This is a genomic window from Vibrio tapetis subsp. quintayensis (assembly GCF_030409945.1).
GTDB lineage: Bacteria > Pseudomonadota > Gammaproteobacteria > Enterobacterales > Vibrionaceae > Vibrio > Vibrio quintayensis.
The window spans coordinates 1-13,661 of the sequence record NZ_JAUFQV010000045.1; the positions used below are offsets into that span (position 1 = coordinate 1).

The following is a 13,661-nucleotide window of genomic DNA, read 5'->3' on the forward strand; positions in this document are numbered from 1 at the left end:
AGCGCCACAGTAGAACCAGTCAAAAGCACTCCGCTACTCATCTTTACCAACGCAGCGCAAAAGAGCCGTGGTTACTCGCGACTAACGTCCCTCGACACATCTTAAATGAAGTGCAAATTACTAATCTGTACGCAAAGCGTATGCAAATATAAGAGTCATTCCGTGACCTAAAAAGTACCGCTTATGGGATCGCACTTCGTCACAATAGAACTCGCAGTACTAACAGGTTAGATATCCTGCTTCTAATAGCTTTGCTCGCTGAAATATTGATGTGGTGGAATGGCCTCATCGCAGTCCAAGCCAAATGGCATTTTGACTTCCAAGCCAACAGCATTAAACATCGCCGTGTCCTATCAATTCCTCGACTCGGAAGAGAAGTGCGGAATCATCGGCGATACAAAATTAACGAGTCTCAATACCAATGGGGTATGTTCGAATATCAAAGGCTGACGCACAACTCTGGACTGGGGCAATTATGAGGGGATCCGTCAGTGCCGAACGTAACCGAACCACTATTGCAAAGAGCCTTATTGTACTCCGCCCTGTTAGTTATCTTGTTACCACTGTTCTAACCACCTTAAATGATCAGATCGCAGAACTGGGAAAAGGTTCAACTAATTTAGGCAACAACGCCCCTTAACTGTATCAAAAGACCACCTAGGTTGAGTTTTGCAACAAAGCCAAAGGCTGGCTATGATAACTGAATTCAATGTTAATCGAATAATTGAGTGTTATCTGAGCGATTCAACAAAGCCGAGCGCTGCAACAAAGTCGACAGAACTGGAAACATTGAGATTCCTTACCTTAAATGGTAGGTTGCTATATAATCATATTAAATTTATAAGATGGTAGTTAAATAGAGGTGATAATACTATGAATAGAATAACAAAAACTGGATTAATAGCTTTAGCTATGCTATCAGCAAGCTCAGCATTTTCATCAGAAAGTAAAAATTTTTGGAATAAAGAGCTAACGTCTTTAATGAGAGAGTCTAAGGAAAATACATTCTCAAATTGGAATTATAATGCATCAATTCAGGTTGGTGCTATTGGTTATTTAGACCACTTAACAGGTGAATTTACTTTGATAAGTACAGATATTGTAAATGATCCTGTTCATTTCACGAGAAAAAGTAAAGATGAGAAATGGGAGTTCTTATCTAAGGGTATATCAAAAAATAGTGTTGGAGTTAAAATAGATGGTGGCTATACAGATCCTAATAGTGGTATAAAAATTGAAGCGGGAATGGAGCATGAATGGAATTTTTCAAGAAAGAAAAGCTTGGCTGTAACTTATATTATTGATAAAGAAGACTATACTGAGAATCCTTATTCTCTTGTAGTAGACAAATGGGATATTATTAAAAATGCAGCTAAAAACACACCATATATAGATAAAGAGACTGGTAAAATTTCTCAAGGCTTTGGTTATATTAGTGGTGTTAAATGGGCAAGCCGTGGTGTTGCCATTGCTAATGATCAAAATCAAGGCAAGTATAGCATGACTACTTCTGTAGATTTTTTTTCGCCTAAAAAAGATAAAATAGGAATTGCAGCTAAAGTAATTTCAGAGAAAGGGAGTAAATCTGTCACGGCAATCAACTTCCCATCAAGTGGTAAAAGCAGCCAGTTGGTACCAGTTGCCTTCACCTTTACCTCTATAGAAGGTAAGCGTCCAATTAATGACTGGATCCAGCCAATAAACCAACTAGAGTTAATTATAAATAGTAAGCCCGGTAGTACCTATATTACTAAATGGAAACTAACTTATGATTTGATATCAAGTAAAGAAAAACAATTTAAGTCTGGTTCTTTTCCAGCCCCTCAAAGTGCCGCAATATATTTACCTATAGATGCAACCAATGTTAATCTAGCTATTGAATTGCCTGGTATTTTTTCTAATAACAGATGTAGTCACCTTTGGAAAGACCCTATTAATCAGTGGAGAAAAGGTGAGAAGCAAGTACAAACTTATGGTGTATGGCCTGCAAACGCATGGTGTAACGAAATTAAAAGTAATTGAACTTTAAGAAAAAAGGATCCTGATGGTTCCTAGTGTAGCTGCCAGACTTGATCTGACAGTTACCAGTTTTTTGGAGGCTGTAACAGATTCTGTGTAACTGGGCTTTGTTGCAGCGCTCAAATAACCTTTATTTTTCCTATTTTCATTGACCTCAGTTATCATCATAAGCCTTTCATTTAGGTTGATTTATTAACCCATGCCTTACAAACATAACGACTCCAAACGTCATCATTTTAAGAAGCATACTTATCGGCTGACCAATCATTCTAACTACAATCAGGCCCTCAAAAACCGAGGACGAATTGATGTCTGGCTGTCCGATGATATCCTCAACACTTGGCAGAATGAAGAGCGAACCTACGATGGGACTGGCTCAACGGAAAAATATCCTGACAGCACGATTGAAGCCTGTCATTACCTGAGAATGGTGTTTAAGTTACCCCTGCGCCAAGCGCAGGGGTTCATCGAAAATCTACTAGAAATATTGGACATGAAGCACCTTCAATGCCCAGATTATACCTTACAGTCAAAGCGACTCAGTCAACTTAACTTTTCAACGCCACTATTTAAAAAAAGTGATAAACCCGATACCAATATTGCCGCTATCGCCATTGATTCTACAGGGCTGAAACGGTTTGGTAAGGACGAGTGGCACCAGGAGAAACATAAGGTTAATGCCAAACGTAGCTGGAGAAAAGCGCATTTTGCGGTTGATAGTCATCACCAGCTCCAGAGTGCCGTATTAACGGACAAAAACACGATGGATGATCAGGTTGTCGGGCCATTATGTCAGTCTATCATTACGGATGTTAGGCACGTAAGTGCCGACAAAATGTATGATACGAATGCTGTGTACCAGACATTAGAAGCTCATTTTCCGAATGCTGATATTGTCATACCGCCGAAAGACAATACGTTTGCGGATGACGACCATCATCCCAAGAGGATGAGCAACCTGATAGGGTGCTCTGCCCTCGGGATTATCGATTGGCAAAGGCTACGACAATATGTAAAAAGGAATATTTCAGAAACGGCCATACAACGTTATAAGAAGATCATCGGAAACCAATTACACAGTAGAAAGTTGACCAATCAGCGACAGGAAATGTTAATCGGTTGCTCCATTTTAAATCGTTTCACTCACCTCGGGATGCCCAAGAGCTACCGAGTCGCTTAACCGTATCAAAAGACCACCTAGGTTGAGTATTGCAACAAAGCCAATGGGAGCCCATGGCAGAAAAAGCGCGTGAGCAAAGCTGGTCAGCAGAGCGATATCTTGCAGAGTTATGTCGCCTAGAGCTAGATAGTCGTGAGGAAAAACGGCTACAGCGGCACTTAAAAGAATCTAACCTTCCAGCAGTATGTAGCGTCAACAAATTGTCGCAAAAAAGCGTGATTTAAATTTATTTTTTGTTGAGTTATCTTTAAATTAATTCGAGCACATATTATTAGACGTCAACTAGTTATGCGTAAATAGAGCTATTTAACGTAACGTCCCTTAATCCGCATCGATGTTAGAGTAAGTTTAAAATGTCACATAGTTTGCTAAGATATAAATGTCCTCTTTAGTGAATCATCACTTAACGAGGAACCATGAAGATGCTGATAACTATTAGGTGACAATTAGCCTGACTGGCCGTGGGTTCATCGGGTGCTTACTTCTCTCCAGATACAACAAAGCCCCGACATGAGTCGATGGTTATTACACAAAGTGAGTAGTAGGACGCGTCCTACTACTCGAAAAGTAGACCTTAACCGAACAGTTTTTTGAAGAACTCTTCAATTTTGGCGATTTCTTCAGGCCTCGCATTCGTTAGTTCAATTTTGGACTTTGATTTAGTCATCAATTGGTATGAAACCACTGCTTTACCTTTCTCAGCCCAAGTTTGAGGCTGCTTATTGATACCTGTCGGTTTCGAAGTAACAGGGACCCACTCTTTTAATCGAGCAATGACTTCTTTATTGATTCGTTCAGTTGGCATACCTTCAAGCTCACTGCGGGATTCATCAATCCATGTAGTCAAAGCGCTCTCAGACTCTTTGCTCTCTGAGATTATGCCAATCAGCTTGCGTAAGAACTTCGCATCGCGGCTACTAAAAGCATAATTCGCAAACAAACTCTTTAAGTTGTTCGGCATAGAGTAAATGGCAAGAGAAAGTGAGATATCCGATTTTTCATACAAGCGTTCTTGTTCAAGCTTGTAAGCTGACCACTCATTGACTTCCATTAAACGAGAATAAAGCTTGCCCTTTTCGTAGTAGTTAAATGACGTTTTGATGTCAGAAGACGCTACCAGCCAAGTAATTGTTTCTGGCGTCGGGATTTGATCTAAGATCTCGAAGTCCAATCCCACTTTCTTATCAATGGCGATCTCTGTACGACATGAGCCATCCACCACATAGAGCAAGCCATCTGCGCCTTGGTACGCGAGAACCGGCGAGATTTGCATACCAAACTCGATCTCATCACTCATTTTGTTGAGTTGAGTGGTATTGCGGCTCGACTGCTCACGAACGTTATCAACATCAACCCTTACCAGCGTCACAATATCTTCATATGATAAGGTTCTTTGGATAGCTCGGTAACTAGTACCGTCGATAGATTTAATTTCTCGCCCGGTTTTCGTAAAGTCCAGCTTCTTTGTTTCAGTCAAGAACTCTTGGAGACTGATACCTCCTTCATTTAATGAAGCTTCAATTGAGGCCAACTTACCTTGTGCTAAGGTCATGGTGGTTTGACGCTCATTCCCAGTCATAAAGGCTTGGGGTTTACGGTGTGAGCTCGACGTACTCTCCAATGTGGGCTTGGTCGTTGAAGACGTTTCCTCAACAGCCTTAGAAGCATTAAGTTGTGCGATTTTTTTCAGTCGGTCATTGGCCATGATTATTGCTCCTCACCTTTATCTTGTTGTTTCCAAACGTCAGTTACCAGTTTATGAATATCGGCCACCACTTCTTTACAGTTCGACTGAGCAGCTTCTAACGCTTTGCCTTTTTTGCTGTCCATTGACCGAGAGAATTCGAACACACTGCTATGCTCGGACGCACAACGTTTCACGGCTTCGCTATGTTTCATCTTGGTCGACAATACCGCGTTACCAAACTGATCCACTAGCGCATTGAAGATATCAAGTTCAGAGTCGCTGCCCTTCCAATTAGAGATGACAACCTTTGCAAAATCATAGCCTGGATGCCCTTTTGCAATGAAACTGCCGATGATGCTGTCAAGATACTGAAAGTACGCGCAAGTTGCATCGGTATCGTTATGTTCCGCCTTACACGGAATCAGCACGCTAGTCGCGGCCAAATAACTATTCAACGTCGCAAAGCCCAATGAAGGAGGAGTATCAATCAAAATGAGGTCAAACACGTCATCGAGAGCATCTAAGATGTTTTTCAGTCGTGATGCTGGGTCGACGTTCTCCCCCGCTAATTGTCCACTGGCGCTCAAGGATTCCGAATCTCGGTCAGACTGGGACGCAGGGATAATTTTCAGATTTGGAATAAGCGTGTCTGAAACGGCATTACACACTTCATCCTTAAAGCTATCTGTATTAGGGTCAAGAACCATCAAATCGCCAATGCTGGTACGAGCGTCTGAAATATACTTTGCACCATTGCGCTCAATGAGTTTAGTTTCGTGTTCATGCACTGGCGGGAAGAAACTCGTCAGGGTTGACTGGCCATCCATATCGACAAGGCAGATTTTGTAACCAGAATGATAGTTAATGGCTAACCCCGTTGCTACGGTGATCGTAATCATGGTCTTAGCAACACCGCCTTTTTGATTCTGAATGGCAATTATCTGCGTCTTCTGTTTTTGGGTTCTTTTAAACGGCTTATGTCTTTTTTTAAGGACGGTAGTATTCGGCATGTTATCGCGAATCAAGTACAACTCTTCAAGAGTGAGATAATACTGGATACCGACTTCAACATAACGTTTAGGGTTGATGCCTAACGCTTTCGTTAAATCCGTCAATACTTTTTGAGAACATTCGAGGTACTTCAACGCCTCAGCTTGAGTGAAAGAACGAGGTTGTTTCTCATTTGTTTCTCTGCGTAATTCTAAAAATTTAGCGCCTCCGTCCCCTAGTTCGTCAACTAATTCAAGCGTCTTGAGCTGTTTCTCTGTCATTATTACCATAGCATTATCCACCAGTGGCCTGTCTTAAAAAACTAGTATGAATCATTATCAAAGGTAAGGAAAGGTGTAATAGGTCAGTTTTAATCAAATTTATTAAAATATGACTTATTATATATTATCAAACTAATGCTGGAGTTTTTATTGAACAGTAATGGACAATGCTAAAATATATATATACAATAAAATCAATAATTTAAAATAGTAGGACGCGTCCTACTAAATCTATTTAGTTACCTGACTGTGTATTTATCTACTGATATAACAGCGGGGAGATTGATTTGAAGCCCCAAAGCGGACATTTTTATCTGGGATTGACAAAACATCAAACCTTCCAGCTAGCGCTAGTTTATTGCTCGCGCTAGCTCTTCAATCGTGTGAAAGAATGGGGTGAAGTTGGTAATGATAATTTCTTAATTCTTCATTGACTTGATACTGTTCGAATTTAAAGTAACGTTGCTCTGTTAAGCAATGAGTAAACTTGTCTAATTCATTGGTATGTATGAACAATGAGATTGGTGCAATCTGGCGATTATCATCATCGAAGCAGTGATCAATGTGTGCTCTATCGAGGTAACAACGTCGATATCCTGGGTCGGTGTCTCTTCGACAAGTTTTGTCTTTAACCCCGCCTTTTCAAGGCGCTCTAATAAGGCATAAAGCTTATCAACGTCGTTTTTGTTTCACTTTTGGCTTCAAGAAATCGATGATGATCTTGTTTCGTTATTTTTCGTTAATAAAGCGAGGAGAAATACTTACAGTGAAGTAAAGGTGAAGAAGAGCGTTCTCGAAGGTCGATTTAAGCTGTTGATGATACGAATATTCTGACATTAGTGAGGCTGATTCTCTATTGGTGGCAGCATCTTATCACAAAAATGACAACCTACGGGCTAGACAGGGTATGAGTAAATGGTCTTAACGTGGAATTTTTCCGTTTTCTAATCTGCCCCGACGAGTGAAAATGAGGGCAAACCTCCATTAATCCAGTAGCAGTTTGGGGAATGATAAAAAAGCTTAGGACTTTAGTTGCTTATCTTGACGTATGTACGTGAATCGCTTTCATAAGCATTGTAAAGTATTTAACTTCAATTAAGCCATTTTTGCCCATCCCCGGTACGGTTCATTCCGTGTGTAAACCAAACAATCGTTTAAATGATAATGCTTTTTTTGATGGTTTAGCTGTAGGTATACGGTTAATTAATCAAAGTGTCGTAAGCGTTAAACTAGTTTGGTCGATATCAGGAATAGGCAAAGATAACCCACTAATCGCTGAGCAAAATAACGGCTGGATGTAGAATCCAAACCACTATTAAATTAATGAGAACATATATAATGTCAGAACAATTAGAGGCGATTCTTTTAAGCCTCAGTGCAGAGTCAGTAAGCAGCCTAGTAGCAGTCCTCATCATCGGTGTATTTTCGCTAGCGATATGGCTAGGGAAAAAAGAAAAAAACAGAGAGTTCGTAAACTACGCCCCAACGCTTCTAACCACATTGGGCATATTCGGTACGTTCTTCGGGATTGTGCTTGGCTTATTAGAGTTCAATCAAAACAATATCGAAGCAAGTATCCCTCCACTTCTAGCTGGCCTTAAGACAGCCTTCATAACTAGCCTGATAGGGATATTTGCATCTCTATTGCTTAAGACGATTAGCACGACTTCTTTGTTCAAATCCAAGAAAGCGAAAGAGCAGAGAGCCAGTGCGACACCGGAAGATATTCTTTTTGCTATACAATCGCAAGCTACAGAAACAAAGGCTTTGAAAGAGGCTCTGGTTGGTAATGAAAAGTCTACATTACTTAGTCAGTTCAAGATCATTCGCAGTGACATCAATGAGAACGCCAAGCTATCTCGACAGATGTTTGAGGACAGAACCAAAACTGAAGAAGAAAGATTCAGAGAGTTTTCTTCAGATCTGTGGCTCAAGATGCAAGAATTTGCCGATGTCTTATCGAAGTCTGCTACAGAACAAGTTATAGAGGCACTCAAACAGGTTATTTCTGACTTCAATAGCAATCTAACAGAGCAGTTTGGTGACAACTTCAAGCAGTTAAACGAGGCTGTTTTGCTTCTCGTTAAATGGCAAGAAGATTACAAAACCCAACTAGAGCAAATGCAGACTCAATACGAATTAGGTGTTAAGTCCATTACCTCCACCGAATCTTCAGTCGCGACCATCAGCGAGAACAGCAAGATAATCCCTGAAGCGATGATTCAGCTTAAAGGCATTATGGAGGTCTGCAATCACCAGATATCCGAGCTCGAGAGCCATCTTGGCGCATTTAGGGATATGAGAGACAAAGCGGTTGAAGCCGTACCGGAAATTCATAGCCAGATAGAGAATGTGGTCAACAGTATCTCTAGATCGGTAGAAACGGCGAACACCCACTACTCCGATATGCTCACTGAAGCCGAGAAAGGGATAAACAATGTCAACGAAAAACTAATAGAGAGTTCAGAAACTATCGGTAAGTCTATCGATTTGGCGGCCACCGAATTTACAGACAATGCAGCCAGAACGAACGAAAGCCTCAAAACTAGCTCAGACTATCTTCAAGACCAAACTGGTGTGATCAAGCAGCACCTAGAAGACGCGGTTACCGACCTTAATAACACCATGCGAGGCCTGATTAGCACGTTAGTCGAAGATAGTAAGAAGATGTCGGAAACGATTACCACCGCTAACCAAAACCTAGTGACAGATACCAATAAAGTATCAGATGCGATTGCTAAATCAGCCGATAAGCTACAACAAAGGTTGTCTGACGTTATCGATGAGGCATCAACTCAACAAATCAATCAAGCCAAGCGCACGTTCGACGCTATGGAAGAGAGCATTCGCAACCAAGTTGGATTAACTGGCGAAGCGGTAGACTCTCAGCTCAAGTTAATTGATGAGTCTATGCAGCAGGAAATTAACCGCGTCATTACGGAGATGGGGCGAGCTCTTACTCAGGTAACAGGCAAATTCGTAGAAGATTATGTGAAGCTGACTCAAGCCATGAATGAGATCGTTAACGAGAGAGTCGCCTAATGGATAAGATATTCGGTACAAGCAACACCGCCGAAGAAGAGAATGGAGAGCATTGGCTTTCCATCTCAGACTTGATGGCCGGCCTAATGATGGTGTTTCTATTCATTGCGATCGTATTCATGCTGAAAACTCAAGAAGAAAGTCAGAAGATAAAAGACGTGGCGGTTGCCTATCAAGAGAATCAAGTCGCTATTTATGATGCGCTGGTTGATGAGTTCAAAGATGATATAGAGGAGTGGGGGGCAGAGATTGACAGAGAAACCCTGTCGTTCAACTTCAAGTCGCCTGATGTGCTGTTTGCGAACAACCAGACAACGCTTAAACCGGCTTACAAGAAGATCTTAAATCAGTTCTTCCCACGCTATATCGAGGTTCTTAAACCCTTTCGCAACTCAATTGATGAAGTGAGAATCGAAGGTCACACATCAAGTTCAGGTCTTAGAGGCTCAACTAAAGAGCAGGCTTATTTCTATAATATGAAGCTATCACAAGGTAGAACGCGCTCAGTCCTACAATATGGTTATAGTTTGATGCCAAAAGAGTCGAGTTGGATAACCTCTAGAGTAGCAGCCGTTGGCTTCTCTTCGTCGAGATTGATCAAAGTCGACGGAATAGAAGACCCAGACAAGTCGCGTCGAGTCTCGTTTAGAGCCATCACAAATGCAGACATCCAAATTAAACAAATTCTTGGGGCGAACTGATGAAGCTAAATGTCGACTTCAGAGCCTTATATAAAGCGATTGCCCCGTTAGGGGCAGTAAGATCCGATCTCACCCTGACAAGACGCTCAGATAGCCTAGAGAGCGTTGCTAATGGTTTAGTTCAAGGCAAAGTGCTAGGCAAAGACATTCAATTAGATGAGATTGACGGCTCAAATGGCGTACTGAGTTATGACGGCCATCAGGTTATGCTCTACATACCAGACCAGGGCCCCGATGTAGATCAAGTGATTAACAACGGTAAATGTAAGTCAGCAAGGCGTGTTCATATCGCAGAATGTAAAACAATCATTGGTATGCGCGAGAAAGGGCGTTTCCACAATAGATACGTAGTTACAAGTCGAATTGATGGCAAGTTTTCGGTCTTCGGTCGCTCTTTTCATTCAGGCCGGGATTCAGAGGGCGAATCTGATTTATCACCATGCATTATGTGTATGAAGCAACTGAATGTAGAAGGCTACACAGAGAAGACATATAACGCTCAGAAGTTATTTATTGCCAATTTTTCATTTATAAGGCTGTTTGAGTCATACAGCTCTTATTTCAAGACAATGCCAACCACTACAGCCGATTACTACAGTGGCGGCTACTCTTCTGATTGGTCATCAATCTCATCCGCTTTAAGAAGCGAGGTGAATTACGCCTGTCAGCAGTGCGGTGTTTGTTTGAAAGAACATAAAAAGATACTTCACGCCCACCACATCAACGGAAATAAAGCTGACAATAAGAGAGCAAATCTCAGGGCTTTGTGTGCGGATTGTCATAAGAAACAACCTCATCATGGTCACTTGTACGTGAGCAATGAGACAACCCTAACCATAAACAGGCTGAGAGCAGAGCAGGGGGTCATGTCGCCCTCAGAGAGTTATCAAGAACTCATACTTTATGCCGACCCAGCCCTTATTGGCCTAATATCAAAATGTCAAAAGAATCGCCTCTCCTGCGGAAAGAGTGGCGTAAGTACGTGGATAAAGGGGAATGAAGTCTCTATCGACTTATGTTGGGAAAATCAAAAAGTAGCCGTGGTTATAAATCATAAGAGCTCTAGAGATCTTAAGGACGCAGGGTGGTCAGTATATACGGTCCAGAATGCGTTAGATAGGTTCGATTTATTTCAGAGCGAAGTTAGATAATTCAACATATAAATGTCATTTATGACTTAAATTTAATGATTTATACAAAACAACGTTATTTTATGTTCCATTGGACTTATCACTGAAGCTGAAATAGGCGCAAAACCTCGGATTATCTGTGGCGTAGCCACTCCAAGATCGGTTTAGGTAAATTCCGGCGACTACGCTCACTACAATCTTCTTAGTGTACGAAACCGTACCGTTGAACTTCATACCCCAATTACCTTTACCATTCATTTGAGTTTCTTAAGATGTTTTTCAACGCTGAAAGCTAGAATAGAGACTCATCATATTTATTGCATAAACGTTCGTTTATGCCGTGGTTAAAAGCTTTGTATTTCTTAGCGTAGGATATTTGCCGTTTTCCCTATCTATCTCTACAGTTACTTTTAGAGTCGTTTCACACAAAAGCTCTTCATACCCTAAACATACGTTACACTGTAACATTTATAATAATGTAGCATTCAGCAGCAAAATCCTTCTTTTGCTTAAGATCTGTACAGATCAAAATTGATCTTCTGCTCTGTCATTTTTTATTTCATGAGTCGCTGTGCGACGAATACCAGAAAGCGCGAGCGAAGCGAGTAAGAGAGGTGATGAAGCGTCCGCCGTTGCTTTTTTATCGTATGATACTCCCCCACAAAAAAAGACCTTGGCCCTGCTAAGCCTGATGAGCGGTTTAGGTTGACGGGAACAAGGAGGTTAAGGATTGGTTTCACAAGAGTGGGCGTATGAGTGAGAAAGGTTCCTGTCGTATGACAAAAGAAAGATCCAGCGCAGCCAGCTAAGAAGAATAGGGTGGCTTTAACGATGTCTTGATGCTGGCTGAGACAACCTTGGAGCGAAGCGACGCTTTAGGATCGATCAAGTAAGCTGTAGGGGATGAGACTGACGCGCTAACGCTTGTCGGGTTTGCACTGTCTCTACATGCAAGCATATAGCAGACAGCACAAACCTTGAGTAGAGAAATCGAGTTAAATACTATTACGTTATTAGTATATACGTAGTGTAAGTACGGAGTACTCCTAACCGCAGTCCAATATACAGAGCCTTTTTAAGGGTAACTTCTACCCTCCCTTTCTTGCACCCTCTTTGTAAAAACAGCACATCAATACACACGTTTGTTTGAATACGGTTCAGTGGTTCCTATAAAATAAGGGAAGTAACGCCGTAAAAGCCCTCTTCAGGGCGCTTTTTTACCCCGGATTAAACACCAGACGTGACCAATCCTCCGCCGTGAAGCGGATACAAGTTCTAATTTAATGCGGGGAAAGGTGAGCTTGACTACGGTGAGAGGGTAAGAACCAGCCCGAGACTAAAGACGCGGTCTTATTTAACTTGTCAGCATTAAAGATCTCTTGAACGCCTGCAGCGATGGTACGAAACGCCAGCCATTCAAATCTCAAGCCCTTCTTTTCCATCCGTTGCCGACTGGCCATGATGAGATCAGAAATGTTGCGGTAACTGACGACTTTTAAATCTCTGAAAAACGTCGCGGTAAACTGCTTATACGCGGCCGCGCTGCGAACCGTGCCCTCATCACTGTCCACACACACATTAATGCGCTCAGAGGTGAGATAAGACGCTCGTTGCAAGTATTTCACGACTTTAGCAAACGCCTTAGGAGAAATAAACTCCCCCCAACGCAACGCATAGTCTTCTTGCAATTGATCATAACTGATGGTTTTTAAGCCCGCTTCGGTCGGTAAACCGATACGGCCACCAATCAAATCTGTGTTTGGCATCATGCACGCCAATACCTTCGCTATCAAAGTGCGGCACTGGACATTGTGAATGGCCGCGCCGCCCCAAGCAAACAAACTGGCAAACCGTTGTGGGTTGGTAATGAAATCCTGGCACGACTTTAAGATCACCGCATATTCAGGCGGCAATTTGACAATCTCACCACTACGCAGCAAACGATAGCATCGGAATCCAATGGTAAAATCCGGAGACTCTTCTTGTTTTTGCGCCACCACCGAGTGGCACAGCGCAATCAGCTCATGCTTACGCGCTTTGCGTTTGGCGCGATACGCTTTGTCGTATTCCGGCTTGGTGAGGTTTGAGGCGTTGTTATCGGCAAACATGAGACTCGCCCTCAAGTTCATCACCGAAACGGGCATCACACGGATTGCCATCGTCATTATCGGTCATTACTTGGGTGCTGAGTCTTAAGGGAGCTTGCGCAGGGCAAGGTAAAATAAGGCGATTCATAGTTTGATTCCACAAGATTTTTAGGGTTGCTTGGGTTACTAAGCCAAACAATGAGCCTTTAATTTACACAAGATCCGATGAAAGATCAAATGCTTAAATTTCAGGCACAAAAAAGCCGTTCACTTGTGGGAGAACGGCTTTTTGCGAATGCTATGTCGTTAGATTAGTAGTCCAACACACTCTGCTTTAACTAAGAACACTATACAGAATCTTCTATATAGCGAGTGCTCTATATAATGCACTATGTTGCTAAAGTTGACTTCATTATAAGAAATCCCGCCTCAGTTATCAAGAACTCAATGTGTGATAAGTCACATTTTCACTTTTGCATTTAACACTATGTGCATTATACGTATTGAAATCAATCACTTAAGTGCCAAGTCGTCCAATCTGTGA

10 protein-coding genes and 1 pseudogene are annotated in these 13,661 nt (G+C 41.9%); 6 read left to right on the plus strand and 5 right to left on the minus strand.

Going from position 1 to position 13,661, the window contains the following annotated elements; all coding sequences use genetic code 11:
* The first annotated feature begins 873 nt into the window (after positions 1–873).
* From QWZ04_RS23055 to QWZ04_RS23065, 3 genes are all read left to right on the plus strand, one after another.
* Positions 874–2,022, plus strand: a complete 1,149-nt coding sequence (locus QWZ04_RS23055; protein ID WP_290330654.1) for a hypothetical protein — start codon at positions 874–876, stop codon at positions 2,020–2,022.
* 196 nt (positions 2,023–2,218) lie between these two features.
* On the plus strand, positions 2,219–3,199 hold the full coding sequence (locus tag QWZ04_RS23060; protein ID WP_290330655.1) for an IS5 family transposase: 981 nt from the start codon (positions 2,219–2,221) through the stop codon (positions 3,197–3,199).
* Positions 3,200–3,252: 53 nt separating this feature from the next.
* Positions 3,253–3,423, plus strand: a complete 171-nt coding sequence (locus QWZ04_RS23065) for a hypothetical protein (protein WP_290330656.1) — start codon at positions 3,253–3,255, stop codon at positions 3,421–3,423.
* Positions 3,424–3,773: 350 nt separating this feature from the next.
* On the opposite strand, the gene QWZ04_RS23070 is transcribed toward QWZ04_RS23065, so the two are convergent.
* From QWZ04_RS23070 to QWZ04_RS23515, 3 genes and pseudogenes are all read right to left on the minus strand, one after another.
* A complete protein-coding gene (locus tag QWZ04_RS23070; RefSeq protein ID WP_290330657.1) occupies positions 3,774–4,904 on the minus strand; it encodes a ParB N-terminal domain-containing protein in 1,131 nt (376 codons plus the stop codon).
* Between the two features lie 2 nt (positions 4,905–4,906).
* Positions 4,907–6,166, minus strand: coding sequence for a ParA family protein (locus QWZ04_RS23075; protein WP_290330658.1), 1,260 nt, complete (start codon positions 6,164–6,166; stop codon positions 4,907–4,909).
* A 366-nt stretch (positions 6,167–6,532) separates the two neighbouring features.
* A pseudogene (locus tag QWZ04_RS23515) lies at positions 6,533–6,994 on the minus strand (DUF2913 family protein).
* 501 nt (positions 6,995–7,495) lie between these two features.
* On the opposite strand from QWZ04_RS23515, the gene QWZ04_RS23085 reads away from it, so the two are divergent.
* From QWZ04_RS23085 to QWZ04_RS23095, 3 genes are read left to right on the plus strand one after another with little or no spacing between them, the layout of a single operon-like run.
* On the plus strand, positions 7,496–9,199 hold the full coding sequence (locus QWZ04_RS23085; RefSeq protein WP_290330659.1) for a MotA/TolQ/ExbB proton channel family protein: 1,704 nt from the start codon (positions 7,496–7,498) through the stop codon (positions 9,197–9,199).
* Positions 9,199–9,900, plus strand: coding sequence for an OmpA/MotB family protein (locus QWZ04_RS23090; RefSeq protein WP_290330660.1), 702 nt, complete (start codon positions 9,199–9,201; stop codon positions 9,898–9,900). Before QWZ04_RS23085 ends, QWZ04_RS23090 begins: the two co-directional genes overlap by 1 nt.
* Positions 9,900–11,051: an HNH endonuclease gene (locus QWZ04_RS23095; RefSeq protein ID WP_290330661.1), complete on the plus strand. Its 1,152-nt coding sequence runs from the start codon at positions 9,900–9,902 to the stop codon at positions 11,049–11,051. The genes QWZ04_RS23090 and QWZ04_RS23095 overlap by 1 nt, the downstream gene beginning before the upstream one ends.
* Positions 11,052–12,310: 1,259 nt before the next feature.
* On the opposite strand, the gene QWZ04_RS23100 is transcribed toward QWZ04_RS23095, so the two are convergent.
* Both QWZ04_RS23100 and QWZ04_RS23105 read right to left on the minus strand, forming a co-directional pair.
* Entirely contained in the window at positions 12,311–13,138 is an 828-nt protein-coding gene (locus tag QWZ04_RS23100; RefSeq protein ID WP_290330662.1) for a hypothetical protein, read from the minus strand.
* Positions 13,125–13,265, minus strand: coding sequence for a hypothetical protein (locus QWZ04_RS23105; protein WP_290330663.1), 141 nt, complete (start codon positions 13,263–13,265; stop codon positions 13,125–13,127). The genes QWZ04_RS23100 and QWZ04_RS23105 overlap by 14 nt, the downstream gene beginning before the upstream one ends.
* Positions 13,266–13,661 lie beyond the last annotated feature (396 nt).

Bases quoted from the DNA above. Each gene is read 5' to 3' on its own strand.
- QWZ04_RS23055 (WP_290330654.1), top strand. From the start codon at position 874: ATGAATAGAATAACAAAAACTGGATTAATAGCTTTAGCTATGCTATCA.
- QWZ04_RS23060 (WP_290330655.1), top strand. From the start codon at position 2,219: ATGCCTTACAAACATAACGACTCCAAACGTCATCATTTTAAGAAGCAT.
- QWZ04_RS23065 (WP_290330656.1), top strand. From the start codon at position 3,253: ATGGCAGAAAAAGCGCGTGAGCAAAGCTGGTCAGCAGAGCGATATCTT.
- QWZ04_RS23070 (WP_290330657.1), bottom strand. From the start codon at position 4,904: ATGGCCAATGACCGACTGAAAAAAATCGCACAACTTAATGCTTCTAAG.
- QWZ04_RS23075 (WP_290330658.1), bottom strand. From the start codon at position 6,166: ATGGTAATAATGACAGAGAAACAGCTCAAGACGCTTGAATTAGTTGAC.
- QWZ04_RS23085 (WP_290330659.1), top strand. From the start codon at position 7,496: ATGTCAGAACAATTAGAGGCGATTCTTTTAAGCCTCAGTGCAGAGTCA.
- QWZ04_RS23090 (WP_290330660.1), top strand. From the start codon at position 9,199: ATGGATAAGATATTCGGTACAAGCAACACCGCCGAAGAAGAGAATGGA.
- QWZ04_RS23095 (WP_290330661.1), top strand. From the start codon at position 9,900: ATGAAGCTAAATGTCGACTTCAGAGCCTTATATAAAGCGATTGCCCCG.
- QWZ04_RS23100 (WP_290330662.1), bottom strand. From the start codon at position 13,138: ATGTTTGCCGATAACAACGCCTCAAACCTCACCAAGCCGGAATACGAC.
- QWZ04_RS23105 (WP_290330663.1), bottom strand. From the start codon at position 13,265: ATGAATCGCCTTATTTTACCTTGCCCTGCGCAAGCTCCCTTAAGACTC.